The sequence below is a fragment of the Salipiger abyssi genome (assembly GCF_017311415.1).
GTDB classification, from domain to species: Bacteria; Pseudomonadota; Alphaproteobacteria; order Rhodobacterales; family Rhodobacteraceae; genus Salipiger; species Salipiger abyssi_A.
In genome coordinates this window covers 261907-286937 of sequence record NZ_JAEKIS010000005.1, presented here as the reverse complement: position 1 = coordinate 286937, position 25031 = coordinate 261907, and the positions used below count along the sequence as shown (strand labels likewise).

Annotated in this window: 24 protein-coding genes; 8 read left to right on the top strand and 16 right to left on the bottom strand. The window is 65.9% G+C overall.

The genetic code is table 11. The features are described from left to right. Positions 1-10 precede the first annotated feature (10 nt). Complete coding sequence (locus tag I6N89_RS09585) at positions 11-481, top strand: histidine phosphatase family protein (RefSeq protein ID WP_236016525.1); 471 nt, start codon at positions 11-13, stop codon at positions 479-481. 7 nt (positions 482-488) lie between these two features. On the opposite strand, the gene I6N89_RS09580 is transcribed toward I6N89_RS09585, so the two are convergent. The 5 genes from I6N89_RS09580 to mnmD all read right to left on the bottom strand — a co-directional run bounded on the left by I6N89_RS09580 (position 489) and on the right by mnmD (position 5030). Continuing rightward, positions 489-1514 carry a YcjF family protein gene (locus I6N89_RS09580; protein ID WP_207018165.1) on the bottom strand — a complete coding sequence of 342 codons (1026 nt, stop codon included), beginning with the start codon at positions 1512-1514 and terminating at the stop codon, positions 489-491. Next, positions 1511-1981 (bottom strand): GNAT family N-acetyltransferase, encoded by a 471-nt coding sequence (locus I6N89_RS09575; RefSeq protein WP_207018164.1) that lies wholly within the window; start codon positions 1979-1981, stop codon positions 1511-1513. Before I6N89_RS09575 ends, I6N89_RS09580 begins: the two co-directional genes overlap by 4 nt. After that, a complete protein-coding gene (locus tag I6N89_RS09570; RefSeq protein ID WP_207018163.1) occupies positions 1978-3405 on the bottom strand; it encodes a YcjX family protein in 1428 nt (475 codons plus the stop codon). Before I6N89_RS09570 ends, I6N89_RS09575 begins: the two co-directional genes overlap by 4 nt. Before the next feature lie 87 nt (positions 3406-3492). Continuing rightward, entirely contained in the window at positions 3493-4359 is an 867-nt protein-coding gene (locus tag I6N89_RS09565) for a DMT family transporter (protein WP_076702681.1), read from the bottom strand. Then, complete coding sequence (gene mnmD, locus I6N89_RS09560; RefSeq protein ID WP_207018162.1) at positions 4359-5030, bottom strand: tRNA (5-methylaminomethyl-2-thiouridine)(34)-methyltransferase MnmD; 672 nt, start codon at positions 5028-5030, stop codon at positions 4359-4361. The genes I6N89_RS09565 and mnmD overlap by 1 nt, the downstream gene beginning before the upstream one ends. A gap of 47 nt (positions 5031-5077) precedes the next feature. Between mnmD and I6N89_RS09555 the strand changes: the two genes are divergently transcribed. After that, positions 5078-6118, top strand: a complete 1041-nt coding sequence (locus I6N89_RS09555; protein ID WP_207018161.1) for an NAD(P)/FAD-dependent oxidoreductase — start codon at positions 5078-5080, stop codon at positions 6116-6118. 137 nt (positions 6119-6255) lie between these two features. Here the strand turns inward: I6N89_RS09555 and I6N89_RS09550 are convergent, their stop codons facing one another. From I6N89_RS09550 to I6N89_RS09535, 4 genes are all read right to left on the bottom strand, one after another. Next, positions 6256-6699: a MaoC family dehydratase gene (locus I6N89_RS09550; RefSeq protein ID WP_076706040.1), complete on the bottom strand. Its 444-nt coding sequence runs from the start codon at positions 6697-6699 to the stop codon at positions 6256-6258. A 140-nt stretch (positions 6700-6839) separates the two neighbouring features. Then, the gene (locus tag I6N89_RS09545; RefSeq protein ID WP_207018160.1) at positions 6840-7712 is read right to left on the bottom strand and encodes a TIGR01459 family HAD-type hydrolase; all 873 of its coding nucleotides are present in this window, start codon (positions 7710-7712) and stop codon (positions 6840-6842) included. Between the two features lie 67 nt (positions 7713-7779). Further along, a complete protein-coding gene (locus I6N89_RS09540; protein WP_207018159.1) occupies positions 7780-8652 on the bottom strand; it encodes an aldose 1-epimerase family protein in 873 nt (290 codons plus the stop codon). A gap of 166 nt (positions 8653-8818) precedes the next feature. Next, positions 8819-10081, bottom strand: coding sequence for a SulP family inorganic anion transporter (locus tag I6N89_RS09535; RefSeq protein WP_207018158.1), 1263 nt, complete (start codon positions 10079-10081; stop codon positions 8819-8821). Positions 10082-10218: 137 nt separating this feature from the next. On the opposite strand from I6N89_RS09535, the gene I6N89_RS09530 reads away from it, so the two are divergent. Further along, entirely contained in the window at positions 10219-10575 is a 357-nt protein-coding gene (locus I6N89_RS09530; RefSeq protein ID WP_207018157.1) for an antibiotic biosynthesis monooxygenase family protein, read from the top strand. Positions 10576-10647: 72 nt separating this feature from the next. On the opposite strand, the gene I6N89_RS09525 is transcribed toward I6N89_RS09530, so the two are convergent. Further along, complete coding sequence (locus I6N89_RS09525; RefSeq protein ID WP_207018154.1) at positions 10648-11568, bottom strand: manganese-dependent inorganic pyrophosphatase; 921 nt, start codon at positions 11566-11568, stop codon at positions 10648-10650. Positions 11569-11741: 173 nt separating this feature from the next. On the opposite strand from I6N89_RS09525, the gene I6N89_RS09520 reads away from it, so the two are divergent. From I6N89_RS09520 to I6N89_RS09510, 3 genes are all read left to right on the top strand, one after another. Beyond that, positions 11742-11936 carry a DUF3072 domain-containing protein gene (locus I6N89_RS09520; protein WP_207018152.1) on the top strand — a complete coding sequence of 65 codons (195 nt, stop codon included), beginning with the start codon at positions 11742-11744 and terminating at the stop codon, positions 11934-11936. 165 nt (positions 11937-12101) lie between these two features. Further along, positions 12102-14381, top strand: coding sequence for an NADP-dependent malic enzyme (locus I6N89_RS09515; protein WP_207018151.1), 2280 nt, complete (start codon positions 12102-12104; stop codon positions 14379-14381). A 330-nt stretch (positions 14382-14711) separates the two neighbouring features. Then, positions 14712-16613, top strand: coding sequence for a propionyl-CoA synthetase (locus I6N89_RS09510; protein WP_207018149.1), 1902 nt, complete (start codon positions 14712-14714; stop codon positions 16611-16613). A gap of 86 nt (positions 16614-16699) precedes the next feature. On the opposite strand, the gene I6N89_RS09505 is transcribed toward I6N89_RS09510, so the two are convergent. The 5 genes from I6N89_RS09505 to I6N89_RS09485 all read right to left on the bottom strand — a co-directional run bounded on the left by I6N89_RS09505 (position 16700) and on the right by I6N89_RS09485 (position 19945). Beyond that, the gene (locus I6N89_RS09505; protein WP_207018148.1) at positions 16700-17389 is read right to left on the bottom strand and encodes a DUF4396 domain-containing protein; all 690 of its coding nucleotides are present in this window, start codon (positions 17387-17389) and stop codon (positions 16700-16702) included. Positions 17390-17439: 50 nt separating this feature from the next. Continuing rightward, positions 17440-18288 carry a 2-keto-4-pentenoate hydratase gene (locus I6N89_RS09500; RefSeq protein ID WP_207018146.1) on the bottom strand — a complete coding sequence of 283 codons (849 nt, stop codon included), beginning with the start codon at positions 18286-18288 and terminating at the stop codon, positions 17440-17442. Positions 18289-18351: 63 nt separating this feature from the next. After that, entirely contained in the window at positions 18352-18738 is a 387-nt protein-coding gene (locus I6N89_RS09495) for a VOC family protein (RefSeq protein WP_207018143.1), read from the bottom strand. A gap of 153 nt (positions 18739-18891) precedes the next feature. Further along, a complete protein-coding gene (locus I6N89_RS09490; RefSeq protein ID WP_207018142.1) occupies positions 18892-19095 on the bottom strand; it encodes a CsbD family protein in 204 nt (67 codons plus the stop codon). 88 nt (positions 19096-19183) lie between these two features. Beyond that, complete coding sequence (locus I6N89_RS09485; RefSeq protein ID WP_207018141.1) at positions 19184-19945, bottom strand: NAD kinase; 762 nt, start codon at positions 19943-19945, stop codon at positions 19184-19186. Positions 19946-20124: 179 nt separating this feature from the next. On the opposite strand from I6N89_RS09485, the gene glyA reads away from it, so the two are divergent. Then, complete coding sequence (glyA, locus tag I6N89_RS09480; RefSeq protein ID WP_207018140.1) at positions 20125-21420, top strand: serine hydroxymethyltransferase; 1296 nt, start codon at positions 20125-20127, stop codon at positions 21418-21420. Positions 21421-22004: 584 nt separating this feature from the next. Next, positions 22005-22706 (top strand): hypothetical protein, encoded by a 702-nt coding sequence (locus I6N89_RS09475; RefSeq protein WP_207018139.1) that lies wholly within the window; start codon positions 22005-22007, stop codon positions 22704-22706. A 356-nt stretch (positions 22707-23062) separates the two neighbouring features. Here the strand turns inward: I6N89_RS09475 and I6N89_RS09470 are convergent, their stop codons facing one another. Further along, on the bottom strand, positions 23063-24943 hold the full coding sequence (locus I6N89_RS09470; protein WP_207018138.1) for a PhoX family protein: 1881 nt from the start codon (positions 24941-24943) through the stop codon (positions 23063-23065). Positions 24944-25031: the final 88 nt, after the last annotated feature.

Sequence of the window (25031 nt, the reverse complement as noted above, 5' to 3'; positions counted from 1 at the left end):
GAGACGCGCGATGCTCGGGCTTGTTTCGGCGGCCCTATTGGCTGGTTGTGCCGGGGGCGGGCCGGTGCGGCTGGCGGCGGATACGACGCTTTATATCACGCGGCATGGTGACCGCAGCGGTTCGGACGAGTTGTTGAACGAGCAGGGCCAGGCGCGCGCCCGCGCGCTGGTCGCGGCGCTGGAGGGCGAGCCTCTGGATGCGATCTACAGCCCCGGCATTCAGCGCAATCTCGACACCGCCGCGCCGCTGGCCGAGGCCCGGGGGCTCACAATCGAGCGCCGCCCGCAGGAGGCACCCACCGCGCGGCTGGCGAGCGAGGCAGCGGGGCGCGCGGCAATCTGGATCGGCAACAAGGGCAATATCGCCGAGATATGGGAGGTGCTGGGCCTGCCGGAGCCGGTGGGGCTCGAATACGGCGATCTCACCGTCCTGCGCACCGACGATGCGGGCCGGATGAGCGTGGAGCGCCGCCGCTACTGAGCGGCGCTCAGTCCTTTTCTGCACCCTTGACCAGCCCGGTCAGCGCGGTGCGGATGATCGCCCGCACCGAGGTGCGGCTCTTGCCACGGAAGGGCAGCGGGCGGCAGACCTCCATCGCGGCGACGCCGACGCGGGCGGTCAGCGCGCCGTTCACCAGCCCCTCGCCGAAGCGGCGCGAGAGCTTGGCGAGGATGCCGCCGCCGAGGATCGGTTCCAGCATGTCGTCGCCCACCGCCACGGCGCCGGTGGCGACCAGATGCGACATCACCGCCCGGGTCAGCCGCCAACTGCCCAGCGTGCCGGAGCGGCCGCCATAGATCTCGGCGATGCGGCGGATCATCCGCAGATTGGCGGTGAGGGCGGCGGCCACATCCGCCAGCGCCAGCGGCACCAGGGCTGTGACCGTGGCGACCTGCCGCGCTGCCGCCTCGACCTCGCGCCGCGCGGCGGCGTCGAGCGGGGCCAGCAGCTCGGTCTCGGCAAGGCCCAGCAGGCCCGAGGCGTCGAAGATCTCGTCCTGCCGCTCGCGCAGCCGCTCGCGGCCCCAGCGCGTGTCGTCGCGCCCGGCGTAAAGCGCTGTGAGCTTGGCCGTCACGTTGCGTGCGCCGCTCAGATCCTCGTCGGCCAGCGCCTTGTCGGCGGCGCGGTGCAGCGCGTCGACGCGGGAGAGGCGCGAGAGCGCGGCCAGCTCCTTGATCACGATCAGCACGATCACCAGCAGGAAGAGCGCGATCAGCGCGGTCACCGCATAGCCCAACAGCGGCACCGAGGCGATGAGATCCGTCGCAAAGCGCCAGGCGGCGATGGAGACCAGCGTCGAGACCAGCGCCCCCAGCAGCGCCCAGAACCAGCGCGCCAGCCGCGACGGGCGCCGCGCCGCCAGCGCCGCCGCCGTGGCCATGGCACGGCCTTCGGGCAGGGTGGGGGCGATATCGGGCTCGGGCACCGGCGGCGCCTCGGAGGGGGAGGCGGGCCTTGCATCGCCGCCGAGCTCGATCAGCACCGGGCCGGATCTGTCTTTCGGGTCGCTCATCGGGCGCTCTCCTGCGGGGCCGGGGCCTTTGCCTGCCATTGGTAACGGATGTCGGGCAGGCCCTCGTCGTTCCGCGAGCCGTCGCCGCGTTCGATCACGGCAAAGCCCGCACGTTCGTAAAACCGCTGCGCGCCCTCGTTGGCGGCGAAGGTCCAGAGGTCGAGCCGCGGGCTCCGCGCCTTGGCATGCTCGATCAGCGCCCGTCCGATGCCCGCGCCCTGCGCCTCGGGCGCGACGAAAAGCGCATGCACATAGGCGCCGTCGCGGGCGAGAAAGCCCAGCGGCGCGCTGCCCGGCACCTCGGCCACGGTGACCCAGCCGCGCTCGATCATCTGGCCGGCATGGGCGATGTCCTCGGCGCCGCTGTGCAGGCGCGGCTTCCACGGGCGGCTGGCCACCGCCGCGCCGATCATCGCGCCGAGCCGGCCCGCATCGGTGGGCGTGGCAGGGCGGAGGCGCGGGCTCACAGCCGGTCTCCGATCAGGAACTGCGCGGCACGGTCGAGGCGGATATGCGGCGGGCCCTCGCCGGGCTTCAGGCTGAGTGCTGCGGGGGCGAAGCGCATGATGGCATAGTCATTGTCGAGCCAGTTTTCGGCGCCCTCGCGCGCCGGGCCGAGCAGCCTTGCGGGATCCTGCGGCAGCTCGCCGGGGTAGAAGGCGGCCTCGCGCCCGCGCGTGCCGTCGTCTGTCAGCAGCGTGCCGCGCACGCAGTCGAGGCGGCGCCCGTCATGCGGCAGCGTCTCCTCCACGGTGGCACGCAGGGCGGCGATGGACATGGCGCCGGTCTCGGCCCCGGCAAAGCGCGCGCGGTCGCGCGCCTCGCGGGTCAGCGCCTCCATGATCGCCGTAAGCCGCGCGTGCTGGGAATGGTGCAGATGGTCGGCCTTGGTGGCGGCGAAGAGGATCTTTTCCACCCGTTTGCCGCGCAGCAGGCTGCTCAGGAAGGCGTTGCCGCCGGGGCGGAAGGCGGTGAGGATATCGGCCATGGTGCGGCGCAGATCCTCCATCGCGGCGGGGCCGGCATGGATGGCGCCGAGCGCATCGACCAGCACCACCTGCCGGTCGATGCGGGAGAAGTGATCGCGGAAGAAGGGTTTGACGATCTGTGACTTATAGGCCTCGAAACGCCGCTCCATCTCGCGCCAGAGCGATTTGCGCGGCGGATCGGCGGGTTTCGGCAGCGGCGCGAAGGTGAGGACCGGGCTGCCCTCCTTCTCGCCGGGCAGCAGGAAACGCCCCGGGGTGCAATCGGAGAAGCCGGCGGCGCGGGCGGTTTGCAGGGCTTTGGTGAAGGCGCTCGCCAGCGCCTTGGCGCGGACCTCGTCCAGCCCTTGCGTGCTGTCCTCGGCCCTGGCCATCTCCAGGTACTGGGTGCCGCCGGGGCGGTGCTGCATGCGGGTCAGGGCGTCTTCTGCCCAGTCGGCATAGCTTTTGTCCATCAGCCCGAGATCGAGCAGCCATTCGCCGGGATAGTCGACGATGTCGAGATGCAGCTTGCGCGCGCCGGAGATCCCGGCGAGCAGCCCGGTCGGGCGGATTTTGAGCGACAGCCGGAGCTGCGAGACCGCGCGGGTGCTGTCGGGCCAGTGTGGCGCGCTTGCGGTGAGCGCGGCGAGATGGGTCTCGTAATCGAAGCGCGGCATGGTGTCGTCGGGCTGCGGCTGGAGATAGGCGGCGAGGATACGCCCCTCGGCCTCGGCCACGAGCTGCGGCATCCGCCCCCGGTCCATCAGATTGGCCACCAGCGAGGTGATGAACACCGTCTTGCCGGCGCGCGACAGCCCGGTGACGCCGAGCCGGATCACCGGCTCGGTGAAGGGGGAGGTCAGCGTGTCGGCCACGTTCTCCACCCCGCGGGTGAGCGTGTCGGCGATGTTTCCGATGACCAATGCCTGTCCCTCTTGCCTGCTCTGTCCCCTAGATAAAGGCCCCGTGTCGCGGATGCCAGAGGGCGGCGCGCTTTCGACGGGGCCGGCTCAGCCCTTCTGCCGCGCCCGCCACAGCGTAAAGAGCCCCGCTGCCACGACGATGGCCGCGCCGAGCGCCACATTGGGGCGCAGCGTCTCGCCGAAAACCAGCATGCCCAGCGTCGCGGCGAAGACCAGTTGCAGATAGGCGAAGGGCTGCACCGCCGAGGCCTCGGCCACCTCGTAGCATTTGATCAGGGTGAAATGCCCCAGCGCACCGGTGAAGCACAGGAGCACCATCCAGCCCCAGTCGGGCGCGCTCATCGGCTCCCATACCCACATGCCCGCCAACGTGGCGGTGATCGCGCCGGAAACGCCGGTCCAGAAGAACGAGGTCGCGGCGCTGTCCTTGCGCGCCACGTAGCGGGTCAACAGCCCGTAGAGCGCGAACATCAGCGCCGCCAGCAGCGGCACCGCGGCATAGGGCGAGAACACACCGCCCGAGGGTTGCAGGATGATCACCACCCCGACAAAGCCCACGCCGATCGCCGCCCATCGCCGCCAGCCGACCTTTTCTCCCAGAACCGGCCCCGACAGCGCCGCGATCAGCAGCGGATAGGCGGCAAAGACCGCGTGGCTCTCGGTCAGACCCAGCAGCACGAAGGCGGTCACCATCACCCAGATCTCGGCCACCAGCAGCACGCCGCGAAAGCTTTGCAGGATCGGCTGGGTCGTGGCCGCCGCCGCGCGCAGCCCGCCGGCCTGGCGTGCCGCCACGGTCATCACGAAGGCGGCGAAGAACCAGTAGCGGATCATCACGACCATATAGACATTGTAGGTCGCTGACAGATGCCGCGAGATGCCGTCCTGCAAGGCAAAGACCAGGGTCGTGGCGACCATCAGCCAGATGCCGAGCCTTGTATTCTGTTCCGCCATCAGCCGCGCCTCGCCACGCTCATGTGCCGCTTGCGTCCGTAGCCGGGGGCGCGGCTGACCTCGAACCCCGCCGCCGCCAGCGCGCGACGGACATGGCCCGCCGCCGTATAGGTCGCCGCCGTGCCGCTTGGCGCCGTATGGCGCGCCACCTCTTCCATCAGCTCCGGCCCCCAGAGCTCGGGGTTCTTCGCCGGGGAGAACCCGTCGAGAAACCAGGCATCGGCACGGCCCTCCCAGCGCGGCAGGGTCTCGCGCGCGTCGCCGGCGATCATCCGGAAATTGAGATCCGGCAGCGTGATCTCCCGCGCGCCGGCGCGCCAGTGCGGCGCCAGCTCGGAGGCGATCTCGGCCAGCTCTGGAAAGGCGGCCTGGGCGCGGATCATGTCGTCGGCGGCCATCGGGAAGGCCTCGAAACTGGTGAACCGCAGCGTGCCGGTCTGGGCGGTCCCGCGCCAGAGATGCAGCGCTGCCAGCAGGTTGAGCCCGGTGCCGAACCCCAGCTCGGCGATGTGGAACCCGTCGCGGAACCGTTCCGGCAGGCCGTTGCCCGCAAGAAACGTGTGGCGGGTCTCCGCGAGCCCGTTTTCCAGAGAATAATAGGGGTCGTCGAAGCGGGGCGACACCGGCACCCCGCCATCGCGCCAGAGCGGCGCATCGGGCTGGTTCGTCATGATCGTCTGTCCTAGAACTGGCGCGAGATTGGACGGGAGGCGCGGGAATGGCAAGTCGGGACGTGACGGTGCGCGGGGCGGGGATTTTCGGTCTCTCCATCGCCTGGGCCTGCGCGCGGGCGGGCGCGTCCGTGCGGGTGGTGGACCCGGCAGGGCCCGGCGCGGGGTCGAGCGGCGGGCTGGTCGGCGCGCTGGCGCCGCATGTGCCGGAGAACTGGAATCCGAAGAAGGCGTTCCAGCTCGACAGCCTGCTCATGGCGGAGCGCTTCTGGTCCGAGGTCGAAGAGGTCGGCGGGGTCTCGCCCGACTACGCCCGCAGCGGGAGGCTGCAACCGGTGGCCGACGACCGGGCGCTGGAGCTGGCCCGCGCGCGCGAGGGCACGGCGCGGGAGCTCTGGGGCGCGGCGGCGGTCTGGCAGGTGATCTCGGCGGAGGCGGCGGGCGCCTGGGCGCCGCTCACCCCCACCGGCTGGCTGATCCGCGACACGCTGAGCGCGCGCATGTCGCCGCGCCGGGCGGGGGCGGCTCTGGTGGCGGCGCTCACGGCGATGGGCGTGGAGATCGTGACCGAGGCGCCCGACGAGGGCACGGTGATCTGGGCGACCGGCTGGCGCGGGCTGCTGGATCTGTCCGAGAAGCTGGGCAAGCCGGTCGGCAATGGGGTGAAGGGCCAGTCGCTGCTGCTGCGTCATCATGCGGGCGATGTGCCGCAGGTCTTTGCCGGCGGGCTGCATATCGTGCCGCATCACGAAGGCACGGTGGCGCTGGGCTCGACCTCGGAGCGCGAGTTCGACGCGCCGGATACGACCGATGCGCAATGCGACGGGCTCATCGAGCGTGCGGTGGCGGCGATGCCGGTGCTGCATGGCGCCGAGGTGGTGGAGCGCTGGGCCGGGGTGCGCCCGCGCGCCAGGAGCCGGGCGCCGATGCTGGGCTGCTGGCCGGGCCGCGACGGGCACTACATCGCCAATGGCGGTTTCAAGATCGGTTTCGGCGTGGCGCCCAAGGTGGCGCAGGTCATGACCGCGCTGGTGCTGGAAGGCCGCGACGAGATCCCGGCGGGATTCCGTGTGGAGGACTCGCTCTAGATCGTCTGGTTTCCCGCGCGTGGGCGAGACGGACCGGTGGGCAGATTGCCCACCCTACGGACACGCGATGCTACGAGGGTCGTTCCGAAAGAGCGCCGCCCCCCGGCGTAGGGTGGGGTTCCAACCCACCGCCCGCGTCAATCGAACTTGCGCGACGGCGCCAGCACCTTGGCCTCGCCCACCAGCACCTTCTTGCCGTCCACCGTGCAGAGGCAATCCAGCGTCACATGGCGCTTGGCGTGGTCGATGCCGGTCACCTTCACCTCGGCATAGACGGTATCGCCCGGGCGCACCGGGCCGAGGAATTTCAGCGTCTGGCCCATATAGATCGTGCCGTGCCCCGGAAGCTGCTCGCCGATCACCGCCGAGATCAGCCCGGCGGTCAGCATACCGTGCGCAATGCGGCCCTCGAAGATCGTGTCATGGGCGTAATCGTCGTCCAGATGCACCGGGTTGCGGTCGGTCGAGACCTCGGCGAACAGCTCGATATCGCGATCCGTCACATGTTTGCGCAGATGGCGGGTCATCCCCATCTCGATATCCTCGATGCAGATCGTCCCGCGTGGGAAATTATCGAACATCTCAGCCCCCATGATTCTTGGCCCGGTAATAAATAATCGGCGTAATGCCGGTTTCGGGTAACTTTATTACTTCGCGGCCGCAGAAAATCAAGGGAATTCGCCCGCCACGCTACGAAAGTCGCGCGGCGGGCGAGCGCGGATCAGCGCAGGAAGCCGATGGAATAGGTCGGCGTGATGCCCTCGCGACCGAGGAAGGCCAGCAGCGCTTCCTCATGCGGGTGCTCGTCTGTGCGGGTCTCCTCCGCCGCGAGCCCGCCGGTGATGAAGAGCGAATCGATATCCTCGCCCTGGGCGCCGAGAATGTCGGTCTTGACCCCGTCGCCGATGGCCAGGATCGATGGATCGGCCAGATCCGGCGCCACCTCGAAGAGCCGGCGGCGGGCGAGATCGTAGATCGGCGGGTGCGGCTTGCCGAAATAGAGGCTCTCGCCGCCCATCTCGGTGTAGAGCGCCGCAAGCGCCCCGGCGCACCATTCCCGTTTGTCTCCCCGGTCCACGACGATATCGGGGTTGGCGCAAAGCAGCTTCAGCCCCATCTGTTTGGCATAGAGGAATTGCGGGCGCAGCGTTGCCGGATCGGCCTGGGCGTCGAACGGTCCGGTGCAGACAATGCCCTCGGCCTCTTCCAGCGCCACGCGCTCGATCGGCGCCGGGTTTTCGATCAGCTTCAGCGGTTCGAAGAACGGCGTTTCCGCCTCGGAGCCGACGAACCAGACCTTGTTGCCCACCGCCCCGGTGAACATTGCCGCGCGGGCGGAATCGCCGGAGCTGGCGACATTGTCCCAGCTGTCGTCGGGCACGCCAAAGCCCTTGAGCTGCTTGTAAACCTCGGCACGGGCGCGTGGCGAATTGGTGACCAGCACCACGACACCGCCATCTGCACGATAGGCGCGTAGCGCTTCGACCGCTTCGGGAAAGGCGGTGACGCCATTATGGACGCAGCCCCAGAGGTCGACGAACATCGCGTCATACTGGCCTGAAATTTCGGAAAGGGTTTTGATAATCTGGGTCATGAGAGCCTCTGGCGGAAATTTGGCTCCTTGATAGGCGGGCGCTGCCGGCTTTGCCAGCCCTGCGGGGTCAGAGATGCGCAGTCACCCGCCAGGCGAACCGCACGCTGTCTCCGGCGGCGAGGGAAAGGCTGAAGGGCCGCTCGGCGATCTGTGGCGAGGCACCGGTCTGGGCGGCCATGCCGTGCCAGGGCTCGACACACAGATAGGGCGCACCGGGGATCGTCCAGAGCGCCAGGTTGGGCAGGTTCTCGAAGCTGAAAGCGAGCTCCGGTCCGCCGGGCACGCCATAGCGCAGCCCGCTGCCGGCGCCTTCGGGAAAGATCATCGCATCGGCCTCGAACTGCTCCGGCGCCAGTATCAGCCGGCCCGCGGAGAAGGGTGAGGGATGACGGTCGGGCGGCAGCAGCCCGTCTCGCAGCCGGGCCAGTTGCGGTTCCGCGCCGTTGTCGAGGCGGATCTCGTGCGGCATACCCTCCGCGCCGGGCAGAGGCCAGGCGAAGGCCGGGTGAAAGCCGAAGCCGAACGGCATCGGCCGATTGTCCCGGTTGGCGATCTCGGCGCTGACGCTGAGCGTGTCGTCGGCGAGCGCATGGCTGACGGCCAGTTCGAAGGCGAACGGATAGAGCGCGCGCGTCTCGGCGCTGTCGCGCAGCACATGGCGACAGCTGTCGGAGTCGTGCGCGACCAGTTCGAAAAGAGATCGGCGGGCAAAGCCGTGCTGGCGCATCTGGGCCTCGTGATCGCCCACCGCGATACGGTCGCCGGGCGCCTTGCCGACGATGGGAAAGAGGATCGGCGCGCGTCCGCTCCACCAGTCCGGATCTCCGTGCCAGAGCAGATCGGCGCCGCTGGCGGTGCGCAGGCTCTGCATCTCGGCGCCGAGCGGCGAGACGATGGCGGTCAGGGTGGCGCTCTCGATGCGGATGAGGTCCGTTTCCATGCGTGACTCCTGCGCCTTGTCTTTTGCGGGCCACCTTGCCGCAGCGCGACGGGGAAGGCCAGAGCAAGGGGCCGGTTGGCAGAGAAAGGGGCAATATGTGGACGACTTTGCCGGGAGGGAGACCGTGTGGGGTGGGCAATGCTGCCCCCCCCTCACGCCGACGCGGTCACCTGTCCGGCGGAGTCCAGTCCGCAGGCGGCACTTCGCGGCGTTGCAGACGCAGGGCGAGCCCCGCCGCCACGCCGAGCCCGATGGCCACGGTGAGATCGGCGAAGATTGTTAGCAGGCAGGTCATGATCAGCAAAACCCGGTCGCTGCGGCGGCCTTCGAGGAAATGCGCCCGCCAGTGCTGCGGCTCGCTCATGTTCCAGGCGGTGAGCAGCAGCAGCCCAGCCAGCGCCGGCATGGCGAGGCCGGAGGCCAGCGGTGCCGCCACCAGCATCGCCAGAAGGATGGTCAGCGCGTGCACCAGCCCGGCCACGGGCGTGCGCCCGCCGGCGCGGATATTCGTCGCGGTGCGCGCGATGGCGCCGGTCGCGGGCAGCCCGCCAAAGAGCGAGGAGCCCAGATTGGCGGCGCCCTGCGCCAGAAGCTCGGCGCCGGAGCGGTGCCGAAAACCGGTCATGCGGTCCGCGACCATGGCCGAGAGCAGCGATTCCACCCCGGCCAGAAAGGCGATGATCAGCGCCGAGGGCAGCAGCTCGCGCAGCTTGGCGGGCGACAGGTCGGGCAGCTCGGGCATCGGCAGGCCCCGGGGCAGGGTGCCGAAGCGGTCGCCCAGCGTCTCGACCGGCAGGCCGAATAGCGCGACCGCCCCGGAGGTCAGCGCAACCGCCACGATCAGCCCCGGCCAGGACGGCGCGAGCCGACGGAAGAGCGTGATCAGCACCATGGTGGCGAGGCCGATCGCCAGCGGCCAGAGTGCGATTTCGCCGCGCGCCTCCCACAGTGCCGCGAGCTTTTCCAGCGCTTCTGCGGGCATCGGCGCGGTCATGCCGAACACATCGCGGAGCTGGCTCAGCGCGATAATCACGGCGATTCCGATGGTGAACCCGTTGATCACCGGTTCTGGAACAAAGCGGATCAGCCGCCCGGCGCGCAAGGCCCCCGCAGCCAGCAGGATGAGCCCGGCCATGAAGGTGGCGGTGACCAGGCCGGAAAACCCGTGCGTGTGGATGACCCCCGCCACCACCACGATAAAGGCGCCGGTGGGCCCGCCGATCTGCACCCGGCTGCCGCCGAGCGCCGATATCAGGAACCCCGCGACAATTGCGGTGACCAGCCCGGTCTCGGGGCCGGCGCCGGAGGCGATGGCAATCGCCAGACTGAGCGGCATCGCGACCATGGCTACGGTGACACCGGCCCAGAGGTCGGCACGGAAGCTCTCGACGCTGTAATCGCGCAGAGTCGTCAGGATTTTGGGTGTCATGGCGCTATCGCTACTCCCGCGGGGTGGGGGCGGGCAAGCGGCTTCTTGCATTTTCCACGAGGCGTGTGGCGATTGCCATTGAATAGCATACTATGTGTATATAAATAGCATGCTATTGAAAATCAGGAGAGCGACTCATGACCTTCCCAAAAATCCTGGCGCCGCTGGCGGTGCTATTGCTAAGCGGCAGTGCGGCCATGGCCGAGGTGACGCTGATCAACGTGTTCGAGGTGCCGCCGGGTCAGCGGGACGCGGCCGTCGCCGCCTGGGAAACGGCGCGCGATTTCCTTCAGGAGCAGCCCGGCTATATCTCGACGGCGCTGCATGGGTCGCTCGACCCGCAGGCGCGGTTTTCCCTGATCAATATCGCGCACTGGGAGAGCCCGGCGCATTTCGCGGATGCTATCGCTGCGATGCGCGCGGCGGGGGCCTTCCCGCCGGTCGAAGGCGTGGTGCCCAATGCGGCGCTTTATGAGGTGGTGCGCGCCGAGTGAAGGCCGCGCAAATGAAAACACCGGCCGCACGAGGCGGCCGGTGTCGAGACGATCCGAAAGATCTGGAGCCGTTCAGACCTTGAGGTTCGGAATGATCTGCTTTTTGCGGCTCATCACACCGGGCAGGACCACGGTGTCGCCGGAAACGCTGGCGCCAAAGCTCTTTTCGGCCACGGTCTTCACCAGATCGTTCGGCACCAGGAGCGTCGCTTCTTCCTTGAGGATGTCCACGACGAAAAGCAGCACCTGATCGACGCCATCTTCGGTGGCGACGGTCTTGAAGGTCTCCATCAGGCTATCTTTGCGGCCCAGCGGGATTTCGGGCGCGGTGGTTTCCAGAACCGAAACGCGGAACTTGGTGCCGTCGACCTCGTATTCCTTGGAATCCATGCGGATAAGCTCCGCGTCGGAGAAGGCCGAAACGTCGGACTTCGCGGCAAACATCTTGGCGGCGAATTCGGTGATGTCGAGGCCGAGATCGGCGGCCAGCTTTTCGGCGACGGCCTTGTCGTGCTCGGTGGTGGTGGGCGAGCGGAATTCCAGCGTGTCGGAGAGGATGCAGGTCAGCGCCGCGCCCTTGATCGCCTCGGGCATCTTGGCGGCATCGTCGCCCATCAGGTCATACATGATGGTGGCGGTGCAGGCGAGCGGGCGCACGGTGATGTCGATCGGGCCCTTTGTTTCCAGACCGCCGACCAGCTTGTGGTGGTCGATGATCGCTTTGATATCAGCGGAGTTGATCGAGGCCGGCAGCTCGGCGGGGTTGTTGGTGTCGACGATGACGACCGGTGCGTCTTCGGCCACGTCGCCGATGATCTCGGGCTTTTCCAGACCCCAATGCTGGAGCATGAAGGCGGCCTCGGTGTTGGGCTCGCCCAGCAGCGCGGGCTTGGCGGCCTCGCCCTTGACCTCGTTCATGTACCAGGCCCAGACGATGGGGCTGCCGGTGCTGTCGGTGTCGGGAGACTTGTGGCCGAAAACCAGGGTGGACATGGGAAAAGCTCCTTGGGTGGATATCGGATTTTCGCGCGCCTTATAGGAGCGGGGCGCGGCCTTGTCACCCACGGAAATCGGAGCGCCACGAGCGTGAGCGCAAACGGTTGCGATATCCGATGGAACTTGGCGCAGGGGTGTTGCGTTTGAGGGCGTTAAGGAGGTTCCAACCGATGAATTCAATACCCCGAGCCGAAGATGTCGACGCCGCGCTGGATGTGCCGCCGCCGCCGCAAGAGCCGATGACCGAGGAACAGGAGGCGCGGCTGCGATTGCTGAGCGAGCGCAGCGGTGAGAGCTTCGATCCCGACCTGACCCGCCGCGAGGCAGAGCGCAGGATCGAGCTGCTCGAAGACGTGGCCTATTGAGGCCCCGGGGCGGGCTGTTTTCCCGACAAATCGGCTCGGGCCGCGATCCGCTGAAAGTGGGATCCGCGGCTTAGCCATTTACGCCTTACCGGACTCCTGCTATTGGGCAACCATCCGCGTTTCGCGGATTGTTCAATGTTGAACTAATTCGGGAGCCCGGCCGGCATGACCGATACCGCTCAGGAAAGCCTGCGCCAGGCGGCGCTGTTCTACCACGAAAATCCCAAGCCCGGGAAGCTTGAGGTCCGCGCGACCAAGCCGCTGGCCAATGGTCGCGACCTCAGCCGCGCCTATTCGCCCGGCGTCGCCGAGGCCTGTCTCGAAATCAAGGCCGATCCGCAGACCGCCGCCCGCTACACCGCGCGCGGCAATCTCGTGGCGGTGGTGTCGAACGGCACGGCGGTGCTGGGCTTGGGCAATATCGGCCCGCTCGCCTCCAAGCCGGTGATGGAGGGCAAGGCGGTCCTCTTCAAGAAATTCGCCAATATCGACTGTTTCGATCTGGAGCTGAACGAGCCCGACCCGGAAAAGCTGGCCGAGATCGTTTGCGCGCTGGAGCCGACCTTTGGCGCGATCAATCTTGAGGACATCAAGGCGCCCGATTGTTTCATCGTGGAAAAGATCTGCCGCGAGCGGATGAACATCCCGGTCTTTCACGACGACCAGCACGGCACCGCCATCGTCGTCGGCGCGGCAGCCACCAATGCGCTATATGTGGCCGGCAAGTCTTTTGAGGATATCAAGGTCGTCTCCACCGGCGGCGGCGCTGCGGGCATCGCCTGCCTGAACATGCTGCTGAAGCTCGGGGTGAAGCGCGAGAATGTCTGGCTCTGCGACATTCACGGGCTGGTCTATGAGGGCCGCGAAGAGGATATGACGCCGCAGAAGGCGGCGTTTGCGCAAAATTCCGACCTGCGCACCCTCGACGAGGTGATCGCTGGGGCGGATCTGTTCCTCGGCCTCTCCGGCCCCGGCGTGCTCAAGCCGGAGCAGGTCGCGCGCATGAGCGAGACGCCCATCGTCTTCGCGCTCGCCAATCCCACGCCCGAAATCATGCCCGACGCGGTGCGTGCGGTCGCACCCGATGCGATCATCGCCACCGGGCGCAGCGATTTTCCCAACCAGGTCAACAACGTCCTGTGTTTCCCCTTCATCTTCCGCGGTGCGCTGGATGTCGGCGCGACCGAGATCAACGACGCCATGTCGGTGGCCTGCGTCGAGGGCATTGCGGCGCTGGCCCGTGCCACCACCTCGGCCGAGGCGGCGGCGGCCTATCACGGCGAGCAGCTGACCTTTGGCCGCGACTACCTTATTCCCAAGCCCTTCGATCCGCGTCTCTCCGCCGTGGTGTCCTCGGCGGTGGCGCAGGCGGCGATGGATTCCGGCGTGGCGACGCGCCCGCTCGACGATCTGCAAGCCTACAAGGACCGACTCAACGCCTCGGTGTTCAAGTCGGCGCTGCTCATGCGCCCGGTCTTCGAGGCGGCGCGCTCGGCGTCGCGCAAAATCGTCTTTGCCGAGGGCGAGGACGAGCGGGTGCTGCGCGCCGCGCAGGCGATCCTGGAGGAAACCACCGAGCAGCCGATCCTCATCGGTCGGCCGGATGTGATGGCCAGCCGCTGCGAGCGCATGGGGCTGGAAATCCGCCCGGGCCGCGATTTCCACATCGTCGACCCGCAGGACGACCCGCGGTATCGCGATTACTGGGAAACCTATCACAAGCTGATGGCGCGGCGCGGCGTGACGCCGGATCTGGCGCGCGCGATCCTGCGCACCAACCTCACCGCGATTGCCGCGATCATGGTCTATCGCGGCGAGGCCGACAGTATGATCTGCGGCACCTTCGGCGAGTACCGCTGGCATCTCAACTACATCACCCAGGTGCTGGGCAACGATGGCCACGAGGCGCAGGGCGCGCTGTCGATGATGATCCTCGAAGACGGGCCCCTGTTTCTTGCCGACACCCAGGTCTGGACGGAGCCGACGCCCGAGCAGATCGCCAAGACGGTCATCGGCGCCGCGCGCCATGTGCGCCGTTTCGGTCTCACGCCCAAGATCGCGCTGTGTTCGCGCTCGCAATTCGGCAATCAGGCCGACGGCTCCGGGCCGCGCATCCGCGCCGCGCTGGAGATCCTCGACAGCCAGCCGCGCGATTTCATCTACGAGGGCGAGATGCATGTGGACAGCGCGCTCGACCCGGAGCTGCGCGAACGGCTGATGCCCGAGAACCGCATGCAGGGCGCGGCGAATGTGCTGATCTTCGCCCAGGCCGATGCGGCCAGCGGCGTGCGCAACATCCTGCGGCTCAAGGCCGGTGGGCTGGAGGTCGGGCCGATCCTGATGGGGCTGGGCAACCGTGCGCATATCGTGACGCCCTCGATCACCTCGCGCGGGTTGCTGAACATGGCCGCCATCGCCGGCACGCCGGTGGCGAGCTACGGTTGAGCAGAGGCGAGGCCGGGCCGACACAGGGCCGGCCGACGCCCGGAAATTCCTCGATACGCCCCTGAGTGCGGCGCAGATGGGCATTGAATCCGATTGCCACGCCGGGATTCGGCCTGGTTTTGCAATTGACTGCTTTGCAAATTTGCAGAATACCGTCTTATTCGCAAAATTCAGTTAATAAACTCCTTTCTTTGCAAAGATTTGAGGTCCACAATTTGCCTGCAATGGCAAATCGGTGCGGTTTTCTGTCCTGCTTACCGGTAACATACTTGCTCGGGTAAGGGCCGTTGCCTAATCAACTTACCCAAATGCGAGAGGAGGAGCTTCCCCATGGGCTACAAGGACGTATACGAGGCGTGGAAATCCGATCCCGAAGGGTTCTGGATGGAGGCCGCGCGGGCGATCGACTGGGTCAAGGAGCCCTCCAAGGCGCTCTTCGACAAGGGCGAGGACATGTATGAGTGGTTCTCGGACGGGCTGGTGAACACCTGCTGGAACGCGGTCGACCGTCATGTCGAGGCCGGCCGGGGCGACGAGATCGCCATCATGCACGAGAGTCCGATCACGCATTCCACCAAGGGCATCACCTATCGCGAGTTGCAGGCGCGTGTTGCGTCGCTCGCCGGCGCGCTCAAGATGCGCGGCGTGGAAAAGGGCGACCGGGTCATCATCTACATGCCGATGATCCCCGAGGCGCTGGAGGCGATGCTGGCCTGCGCCAGGCTCGGCGCGGTGCATTCGGTGGTGTTCGGCGGCTTTGCCGCGCACGAGCTCGCGGTGCGCATCGACGACTGCACGCCCAAGGCGATCATCGCGTCGAGCTGCGGGCTCGAACCGGGCCGCGTGGTGCATTACAAGCCGCTGCTCGACGAGGCCATCGAACAGGCCGAGCACAAGCCGGAATTCTGCGTGATCTTCCAGCGCGAGCAGGAGGTGGCCAAGCTGATCGAGGGCAGGGATTTCTCCTGGCACGGCTTCCAGTACGGTGTGAAGCCCGCCGAATGCGTGCCGGTCGAGGGCAACCACCCGGCCTATATCCTCTATACTTCCGGCACCACCGGCCAGCCCAAGGGGGTGGTGCGCTCCACCGCCGGGCATCTCGTCGCCCTGCAATGGACGATGAAGAACATCTACAATATCGAAGCAGGAGACCGGTTCTGGGCGGCCTCGGATGTGGGCTGGGTCGTGGGGCACTCCTATATCTGCTACGGCCCGCTCATCACCGGCGCCCAGACCGTGGTGTTCGAGGGCAAGCCCATTGGCACCCCGCATGCGGGCGTGTTCTGGCGGATCATCCAGAACCACCGGATCAAGTCCTTCTTCACCGCGCCGACCGCGCTGCGCGCAATTCGCCGCGCCGATCCGGACGGCGAATGGATCAAGCGCTACAAGCTGCACGATCTCCAGGCGCTGTTCCTCGCGGGCGAGCGCGCCGACCCTTCGACCATCGAATGGGCGCAAAAACACCTCGGCGTGCCGGTGATCGACCACTGGTGGCAGACCGAGACCGGCTGGGGCATCGCCGCGAACCCGATCGGGATCGAGGAGCTGCCGATCAAGCTGGGCTCGCCATCCGTACCGATGCCGGGCTACGATGTGCGCATTCTCGACGAGGGCGGGCACGAGGTCGCGCCGAACACTCTGGGCGCCATCGCGATCAAGCTGCCGCTGCCGCCGGGCACGCTGCAAACCCTGTGGAACGCCGAGGCGCGCTACAAGAAAAGCTACCTCACCCAGTTCCCCGGCTATTACGAGACCGGCGATGCGGGCATGAAGGACGAGGACGGCTATCTCTACATCATGTCGCGCACCGATGACGTGATCAACGTCGCCGGTCACCGCCTGTCCACTGGCGCGATGGAGGAGGTGCTGGCCTCGCACCCGGATGTCGCCGAATGCGCGGTGATCGGGGTCGGCGACGAGCTCAAGGGGCAGATGCCGCTGGGTTTCATCTGCCTGAGCTCAGGCGTGGATCGTGACGAGGCCGAGGTCTGCAAGGAATGCGTCAAGCTGGTGCGTGACCAGATCGGCCCGGTCGCCGCCTTCAAGCTCTGCGCCGTGGTCGACCGTTTGCCCAAGACGCGCTCGGGTAAGATCCTGCGCGCCACCATGGTCAAGATCGCCGATGGCGAAGAGTTCAAGATGCCGGCGACCATCGACGATCCGGCGATCCTCGATGAGATCCGCACCGCGCTGCAAGGGCTGGGCTACGCCAAGAAAGTGCCCGCCTGACGCCAGCGCGCCGTGCCGAAAGACAAAGACGCCCGCTGTTCCACAGCGGGCGTCTGTTATTTGTTATTTCCGGAGCGGGGCGGTCCTCAGTGCGCTTGGGCCTCGTGGTGGTCGTGCGACCCGTGATCGGTCATGCGCGGATCCATCATGCCTTCCTTCACACCGAAATGCAGCAGCAGCACATTCACCGGGTAGGCTGCGACAAGGCCGCAGGTCAGCGAGACGATCAGCGAGGCCCAGAACCGGATATCGCCCATCCCGGCATTGCCGGCGAGTGTCAGGTCGACCGCGATGGCCACGATCTCCATCACGAGGATCGAGGGGGTCTCAGCCATGAAGGTGTCTTTGAGCGCACGACGTTTCGAGACGCCGTCCTGTATCAGCGGGCCGAAGGTGAGCGCAAAGCCCACCGCATAGGCGAAGGCGAAGGTGATCGCCGCTGTCGCCCCGGTGCCGAGCCGCAGGAGTCCCACCGCAAGGACAACGCCGATGATCTCGCCGAGCCCGCAGCCGGAATAGCAATGCGCCACGGAGCGGAACGCGCGACGCGCCAGGTTGTCTTCGGGGATCTCCTTGCGCCCGCAGGTCCAGTAAATCAGCAGGCCGAGCGGGCCGGAATAAAGTACGGTGAGCGCCCAGACGAGCTTCATCAGGCTCATCAGGTGGCTGTTCTTCGTTTTCAGATCTCTGAGAAGGACGAACTCGGAGGGGATCATCAGCGCCGCCCAGGCGACGAGGAACCAGGGCGACGAAAGAATGGGGTCTATCACGGACATGTCGGCTCCCTTCACGGGGCCAACCCATATCCGCCGGGGCGGTTCCCGGATCAGTCGGAAAAGCGCACCGATATCTCCGGATCGTCCGGCAGACCGGCATAGTGCAGCGTCGCGCCGCCGCCCGCCTTGGCGATCGGGAAAAGCGGGCCGAAGGAGCCGACGCTGACAATGTCACCCGCCTTCAGCTTTACGCCGTCCTGCATCAGCCATAGCAGCGCATTAGCCGGATGGCCGAGCACCGCCGCGCCGGGGGCCTCTGACATCACCGTGCCATCGGCGTCGGTCAGCGTGACGGCCATCGTCGCGAGCGCCTGCGTCATCGCCTCGGGGTCGGTGACGGCAATCTCGGGGCCCATCACGCCGAGGCGCGGGCCGACGCCCATGGCGGTCAGGGTTTCTCCGGTCAGCGGCTCGCCCTTTGCGAGGGTGAGATCCGGCAGCTCGATGAAGGGCCGCAGCGCCGATACGTGGCGCATCACCTCTTCGGGCGTTGTCGCTTCGGCGATTCTGTCGTCGCCGACGATCATCAGAAGATCCGCCTCGAGCATCGGCACGGCGCCGAAATCGCTGGCGACCGTGGCGCCGTCTTCAAGCAGCATGTCGCGGTAGAGTACACCGCGCACCGGTGCGGTCACGCCGAAGCGCTCCTGCGCCGGTTTGCTGGTCAGCCCGGCCTTGTAGCCGACCACCGGCCCGAGATTCTGCGCCAGCAGCTCGGCCAGCTTGACCTGGGTGCAGAGCGCGTCGGCTATGTCGCCGCCGGTTCCGAGCGCCGTTGCCGGGGTCCTGGACAGGTAGCTCTGCGCGAAGGCCGCGATGTCCGCATCGCTGGCGCAGTCGGCAAACGCGGCCCCGCCAAGCGGAATGATGGCCAGTGCGGCGAGGGTTGCGCGAAACATGATGGTTGCTCTCCCGTATTACGAGAGAAGACTGCCAGCCGGTTGCGGATTTGGCAATCGCGCTTAGCGTTCGTAGAGCTCCAGTGGCAACCCGTCGGGGTCGGCGAAGAAGGTAAAGCGCCTGCCGGTCAGTTCGTCGGTACGCACCGGCTCCACCGCGACGCCCCGCGCCTCCAGCCAGTCCTTTGTCTCGATCACATCATCGACGGTAAAGGCAAGGTGGCGCAAGCCTTTGGCCTCGGGGCGCGAGGGTCGGTCGGGCGGGGAGGGGAAGCTGAAAAGTTCCAGCTGGCCACCATCCGGGAGCGCCAGGTCGAGCTTCCAGCTCTGCCGATCTTCGCGCAGGGTTTCGGCGATCACCCGAAGCCCCAGCAGATCGACATAGAATGCCCGGCTGCGAGCGTAGTCGCCGCAGATCAGCGCGACATGGTGAATGGCCTTGAGTTGCATAGCGTTGTCCTTACCGAGCGCCGGCGAGGGCGCGGCGTGTCCACAGGCTATGACGCCGCTCTGCCGGGGACCAGACCCCGCGGACCACGCGACCACAAACGGCAAAGGCCCCGGCGTGGCGCCGGGGCCTTTGAATCTGTCGTCAAAGTTCTGTCAGGCAGCTTTATCGGCAAAGAACTCGTCGACCTGACGTTCGGCGTCGGCCTTGGCGAGGCCGTAGCGCTCCTGGATCAGGCCCACGAGCTGCTCGCGGCTGCCCGCGGCCTTGTCGAGATCGTCATCGGTGAGCTCGCCCCAGTTCTCCTGTACCGAGCCCTTCAGTTGCTTCCACTTGCCTTGAATAATATCCCAGTTCATCGTTTTCACTCCCTTGTTAGGGTTCTCCCGCCTACTCGCGGGGCTTCAGTCAGGAAACGATGCCGGGTGGCAAAAGGTTCCGTCGGGCTCAGACGAACTGTTCGCGGATCAGCCGCTCTTCGAGCCCGTGGCCCGGGTCGAACAGCACCCGGTGGGCGACCGAGGGCTCGGAGCGGATATCCACACGCAGCACGTCGCGCACAGACTGGCTGTCGGCCTCGGCCATGACCGGGCGCTTTTCGTGCTCCAGCACCTCGAAGGTGACTTCGGCGGTCTTGGGCAGCAGCGCCCCGCGCCAGCGGCGGGGGCGGAAGGCGGCGACGGCGGTCAGCGCCAGCACATCGGCGCCGATGGGCAGGATCGGCCCATGCGCGGAGTAGTTATAGGCGGTCGAGCCGGCAGGGGTGGCCAGCAGCGCGCCGTCGCAGACCAGCTCGGGCATGCGCAGCTTGCCGTCCACATGGATCGCCAACCGCGCCGCCTGTGGCCCGGCGCGCAGCAGAGAAACCTCGTTGATCGCCAGTTCCTCGTGCAGCGAGCCGTCGCTGCGATGGGCGCGCATCGAGAGCGGGTTGATCACCGCCTCCTCGGCGGCGGCGAGGCGCTCTTCCAGCCCGTGCTCGGAATATTCGTTCATCAGAAAGCCGACCGTGCCGCGGTTCATGCCGTAGACCGGCACTTCCAGCTCCTGGGTGCGGTGCATCGTGTGCAGCATGAACCCGTCGCCGCCGAGCGCAACGATCACGTCCGAGCCCTCCTCGGCATGGTTGCCGTAGCGTCGGGTCAGCCCGGCCAGTGCGGATTGCGCGATGGGCGCGTTCGAGGCACAGAAGGCGATTTTCAGCGACATGACTGTCCTTTGGGGTTTCCTCGGGTCGTCCCACGGTTCCGAAACAAGCACAAAGTTTCTGGCGCCGCCAGCCATGCCGGTCGATAATTCCGATATGCCGCTTTGACGCCTTTGCGTAGGGGCCGCTTTCCTTTACGTAGGCGCCACATGACGAATCCATGAAACCGGAGACCCGCCTCATGAACGCCCCGCACCGCGATAACGGCTTCTTCACCGAAGAACTCTCCTCCCGCGATCCCGAAGTCTTCGGCTCGATCACCAGCGAGCTGGGCCGCCAGCGCGAAGAGATCGAGCTCATCGCCTCGGAAAACATCGTGAGCTACGCCGTGATGCAGGCGCAGGGCTCGGTGATGACGAACAAATACGCCGAAGGCTATCCGGGCAAGCGCTATTACGGCGGCTGCCAGTATGTCGACGTGGCCGAGACCCTGGCCATCGAGCGCGCCAAGGCGCTGTTCAACTGCGAATTCGCCAACGTCCAGCCGAACTCCGGCAGCCAGATGAACCAGGCGGTGTTCCTGGCGCTGCTGAAACCGGGCGACACCTTCATGGGGCTCGACCTCAACTCGGGCGGCCACCTGACCCACGGCTCGCCGGTCAACATGTCGGGCAAATGGTTCAACGTGGTCTCCTACGGCGTGCGCCAGCAGGACGAGCTGCTCGACATGGAGGCGATCCGCGAGAGCGCCCGCGAGCACAAGCCCAAGCTGATCGTCGCCGGCGGCACCGCCTATTCCCGCGTCTGGGACTGGGCCGCCTTCCGCGAGATCGCCGATGAGGTGGGCGCCTATCTGATGGTCGACATGGCGCATATCGCGGGGCTCGTGGCCGGCGGCGCGCATCCCTCGCCGCTGCCGCATGCGCATGTGGTGACGACGACCACCCACAAATCCCTGCGCGGCCCGCGAGGCGGCATGATCCTGACCAACGATGCCGATATCGCCAAGAAGGTGAACTCGGCCGTGTTCCCCGGCCTTCAGGGCGGCCCGCTGATGCATGTGATCGCCGCCAAGGCGGTGGCCTTCGGCGAGGCGTTGCGCCCGGATTTCAAGGAGTACGCGGCGCAGGTGGTGAAGAACGCTCAGGCGATGGCCGACCAGCTCATGAAGGGCGGGATCGACATCGTGTCGGGTGGCACCGACAACCACCTCTGCCTCGCCGACCTGCGGCCCAAGGGCGTGACCGGCAAGGCCGCCGAGGCGGCACTGGGGCGCGCGCATATCACCTGCAACAAGAACGGCGTGCCCTTCGATCCGGAGAAACCCTTCGTGACCAGCGGCATCCGTCTCGGCTCGCCCGCCGGCACCACGCGCGGTTTTGGTGAGGCCGAGTTCCGCCAGATCGCCGACTGGATCGTCGAGGTGGTCGACGGGCTGGCCGCCAATGGCGACGAGGGCAATGGCGAGGTCGAGGCCAAGGTGCGGAGCGAGGTGGAAGCGCTCTGCAAACAGTTCCCGCTTTATCCGAAGCTCTGAGCTGGGTCCGAGAACGCTCTATTCAGCCTTGGAGATCAAGGCGCGACGCCCTCGCAGATATCTGCGGGGGCGTTGTCCTTTCGGATGGCGTGCTCGCGGGACAAAGTGAGCTTTCGCTGCCTCGCACCGATGGCCGCTTTGAGTGGGTAAGAACAGTAATTTGTGAGTCCCCGAATGCTTTCGTGTGCAAGGCTAACTCGGTATGATGGCCAAGTCGAAACAGGCGCCACGCCACATGTATATCGATCCATGGCAGTGATATGAATTGACATCATTGCCCCAAGAGTTGAGATCTTAAAAAGAGCACGCTTCACCCAACGAACGAGAATACCACCCCCAACAGATAGACCGGCCAGCTCCGGAAGCGCTAAAGACAGATGATCAAAGGCCCGTCGTCTTTGATCGTCAAGTGATCACGACGAACGCTCGTAGCGCTACTAGTGCGGAACGGAGGCAATTCCTTGGTCTGGGGAGCTTTGTCAGATGAGGATTGGAAAAAATTGCGCCGCGGAATTGTCTATGCCACAACTGGTGAGCTTTACACGAATGTCGCTCGAAGATCCGCGCGAACTGTGAAATGCGTCATGCCTGACCTTCCGATTGACCTGTTTACGGATCAAGCGGTTACAGATGATGTCTTTGATCGTGTTTGGCCTCTAGAATTGGGTGGTTTTTTTCGTCCAAAGTTGGAGGCAATGCAGAAATCTCGCTTCGACCAGACCCTCTTATTAGACTCTGACTTATTTGTCTTAAAAAGCATTGAGGATGTTTTCGAAATACTTGATTTCTGTGACATAGCGGGCGCACAGGGCATTAATCGCGAGAAAAAAATGATGGGCGACTCGAATGAAATTCCAAGATCCTTTCCGCTGATAAACTGTGGCCTTTTGGTGTTCACTAAAGGGGATGCGATCAGAAGTTTTGCAGATGAATGGAAAAAGCGAGTCATCTCGACAAACGCCAAATATGACCAGCCAGCCTTCCGCCAGATGCTCTATGAAGGCTGGGCACGCTTCCAGTCTTTGCCGCAGGAATACAATGTTATCAACTTAGAATACTTGTACGCTTGGAGAAAGGTGCAGGGTGCGCCCAGAGTCCTTCATTGCCAGAATCTGCACAGACAAGACCTTAAGGATCCACACAAACCTTTTATTTTGGACGAAGTTTTGGACAAGGACCAAACCCAATGGGTTAAGCAGTTATTGGCGGAGGAGGACAATGGCGTAGCGACCGAACCAAAGCGGGCGCCAATCCATCGTTACTTGCAAAAGCTGAGAGGGCAATGATTGGCTGACAATCCAGCTCTCCGATACTTTCTCCGTCCAAACGCTTGCCGCGAACCAGACAAAACCCCATGCCCAAGCCCCTATGCCGAAAACAGTCGTTTTTGTCGCCGGGGCTCTTCCGCCAACATTATTGGAAAACCTTGTGCACAAACCCTTGGCGACACTCGGTTTGGCTTTGTGAAGTTTTTGGCCGCCGTTTGAACATCGGACATGCGTGCACCTCATAGAAGCCTTGGGATTGGGCTCGGAGCAGCCATTGCCTTCGAATGGCTCGGGCGCGTGGATGACAACCGGCGACACGCAAAAAGGGCCGGCGCATCCGCACCGGCCCTTTCCGATAATCCAAGACCGAAAGGTCAGCCGAAGACCGCGCCGTCTTCGCGCCACACGGCGATGACCGAGGAGCGCGGCTTGCCGGCGCCGTCGGGCCAGGAGCCGCCCGGGTGCTGGATGCCGACAAAGGCCACCGTGCCGTCCGGCGACCAGGTCAGGCCGGTCACCTCGGCGCCGTTCGGCGCGGTGAGGAAACGGGCGATCTCGCCGGTTTCGGGGTTGCCGACCAGCATCTGGTTGTTGCCCTGACCGGCGAACTCGCCCTCGTTGCTGTCGTCGCCATCGGTCTGGATCCACAGCATCCCGTCGGACGAGAAGGCCATGCCGTCGGGCGAGTTGAACATATTGCCCTCGGTGACATTCTCGGACCCGGCATAGCTGTTGTCATAGACCGCCGGGTTGCCCGCCATCACATAGAGATCCCAGGTGAAGGTCTCGGCGCCGTGGTCTTCGCCCTCTGGGCGCCAGCGCACGATCTGGCCGAAATTGTTGGTCTCGCGCGGGTTCGGGCCGCCCACCGGGGTCTCGTCGCCGCCGGCATTCGGCTTCACGCCGCGGTTCTTGTTGTTGGTGAGCGCGCAATAGGCCTCGGCGCGCAGCGGGTTCGCGGCGATCCATTCCGGACGGTCCATGGTGGTGGCGCCGACCTTGGAGCCCGCGAGGCGCGAGAACACCAGGATCTCTTCCAGCGGCATGCCGGTGGTCTCCGGCGTCAGCGCCAGCCACTCGCCGCTCATGTCGTCGTTGAACCTGGCGACATAGAGCGTGCCGTCCGACAGCAGCCCGTCGGTGGGCTGGCCCTCGGCCCAGGTGCCGTTGGAGACGAATTTATACATGAATTCGCCGCGCTCGTCGTCGCCCATATAGACCACGATGCGGCCGTCGGCGGCCTGCACCATCTCGGCGTTCTCGTGCTTGAAGCGGCCGAGAGCGGTGTGTTTGACCGGGGTGCTTTGCGGATCTTTCGGGTCGATCTCGGTCACCCAGCCGTGGCGGTTCGGCTCGTTCGGCTCGGCGCTCAGGTCGTAGCGGGTGTCGAACTTTTCATAGGCATAACGGCCTTCGCCGCCGATGCCGTAGCGGGTGACGCCGTCGGTCTCCTCGTAGTCGCCGGTGGCGCCGAAGTAGCTGTTGAAGTTTTCTTCACAGGTCAGATAGGTGCCCCAGAGCGTCTTGCCCGAGCCGCAGTTGTTCATGGTGCCCTTGGGGCTCATGCCCTCGGGGTCGGCATTGGTCTTGACCAGATCGGCGCCGGCGGCGGGGCCGTCCATGGTCATCTGGGTCTCGTGGGTGATGCGGCGGTTATAGGGGCTGTCAACGACAACCGCATAGCCATCATCGCCCTCGGCGATTTCCAGAACCGTCACGCCCTGCATGTTCTTGAGCATCACGACTTCGTCGGCGCTCTGCGGCACGCCTTCGGAGGCGGCGGGCAGGTTGATCTTGGGGTTCACGTATTCCGAGTTGATCGCCAGCAGGGTGTGGCCGTCATGGGTGAAGGTCTCCATGCCGTCGGTGTTCTCGCCAAAGACCTTGTCGGACATCTCGACCGAGACGCCGGTTTCCGGCGAATAGGCACCCTCGGCGTCCGAGAATAGCGCGTCGCCCCAGCGCACCAGCGGCTTCCACTGATAGCCGGCGGGAACGTGGATGTCGAAATCGGTGGCGATGCCGATGGGCTCGAAGCCGAAGGCGGAGGCCTGCGCGCGGGCGGATGTGGCCGAGCTCAGAACGCCGGTGCCGAAGACGGCAGCGCCGGAGCCGAAGGCCAGCGCGCCGCCCAGGAAGCCGCGGCGCGAGATCGCGCGCTCGACGACCGCGTCGAAACCGTTGGCGTCGGGGCGCGGGTCGCGCAGCTCGTCGAACGCGTCCCAGGAGAGGTCGACGGTTTTCTTGATGTCCATTGGGATACCCTTTGGCTGAAAGCTTGAGGAAACGGATATGCCGGCCCGGCAGCCGGGCGACAGGGATCTTGCCGCTGGGTGCCAGAGC

Coding starts and splice junctions, on each gene's coding strand:
- I6N89_RS09585 (WP_236016525.1), top strand. CDS start 11: ATGCTCGGGCTTGTTTCGGCGGCCCTATTGGCTGGTTGTGCCGGGGGC.
- I6N89_RS09580 (WP_207018165.1), bottom strand. CDS start 1,514: ATGAGCGACCCGAAAGACAGATCCGGCCCGGTGCTGATCGAGCTCGGC.
- I6N89_RS09565 (WP_076702681.1), bottom strand. CDS start 4,359: ATGGCGGAACAGAATACAAGGCTCGGCATCTGGCTGATGGTCGCCACG.
- mnmD (WP_207018162.1), bottom strand. CDS start 5,030: ATGACGAACCAGCCCGATGCGCCGCTCTGGCGCGATGGCGGGGTGCCG.
- I6N89_RS09555 (WP_207018161.1), top strand. CDS start 5,078: ATGGCAAGTCGGGACGTGACGGTGCGCGGGGCGGGGATTTTCGGTCTC.
- I6N89_RS09550 (WP_076706040.1), bottom strand. CDS start 6,699: ATGTTCGATAATTTCCCACGCGGGACGATCTGCATCGAGGATATCGAG.
- I6N89_RS09545 (WP_207018160.1), bottom strand. CDS start 7,712: ATGACCCAGATTATCAAAACCCTTTCCGAAATTTCAGGCCAGTATGAC.
- I6N89_RS09540 (WP_207018159.1), bottom strand. CDS start 8,652: ATGGAAACGGACCTCATCCGCATCGAGAGCGCCACCCTGACCGCCATC.
- I6N89_RS09535 (WP_207018158.1), bottom strand. CDS start 10,081: ATGACACCCAAAATCCTGACGACTCTGCGCGATTACAGCGTCGAGAGC.
- I6N89_RS09530 (WP_207018157.1), top strand. CDS start 10,219: ATGACCTTCCCAAAAATCCTGGCGCCGCTGGCGGTGCTATTGCTAAGC.
- I6N89_RS09525 (WP_207018154.1), bottom strand. CDS start 11,568: ATGTCCACCCTGGTTTTCGGCCACAAGTCTCCCGACACCGACAGCACC.
- I6N89_RS09520 (WP_207018152.1), top strand. CDS start 11,742: ATGAATTCAATACCCCGAGCCGAAGATGTCGACGCCGCGCTGGATGTG.
- I6N89_RS09515 (WP_207018151.1), top strand. CDS start 12,102: ATGACCGATACCGCTCAGGAAAGCCTGCGCCAGGCGGCGCTGTTCTAC.
- I6N89_RS09510 (WP_207018149.1), top strand. CDS start 14,712: ATGGGCTACAAGGACGTATACGAGGCGTGGAAATCCGATCCCGAAGGG.
- I6N89_RS09505 (WP_207018148.1), bottom strand. CDS start 17,389: ATGTCCGTGATAGACCCCATTCTTTCGTCGCCCTGGTTCCTCGTCGCC.
- I6N89_RS09500 (WP_207018146.1), bottom strand. CDS start 18,288: ATGTTTCGCGCAACCCTCGCCGCACTGGCCATCATTCCGCTTGGCGGG.
- I6N89_RS09495 (WP_207018143.1), bottom strand. CDS start 18,738: ATGCAACTCAAGGCCATTCACCATGTCGCGCTGATCTGCGGCGACTAC.
- I6N89_RS09490 (WP_207018142.1), bottom strand. CDS start 19,095: ATGAACTGGGATATTATTCAAGGCAAGTGGAAGCAACTGAAGGGCTCG.
- I6N89_RS09485 (WP_207018141.1), bottom strand. CDS start 19,945: ATGTCGCTGAAAATCGCCTTCTGTGCCTCGAACGCGCCCATCGCGCAA.
- glyA (WP_207018140.1), top strand. CDS start 20,125: ATGAACGCCCCGCACCGCGATAACGGCTTCTTCACCGAAGAACTCTCC.
- I6N89_RS09475 (WP_207018139.1), top strand. CDS start 22,005: ATGCCTGACCTTCCGATTGACCTGTTTACGGATCAAGCGGTTACAGAT.
- I6N89_RS09470 (WP_207018138.1), bottom strand. CDS start 24,943: ATGGACATCAAGAAAACCGTCGACCTCTCCTGGGACGCGTTCGACGAG.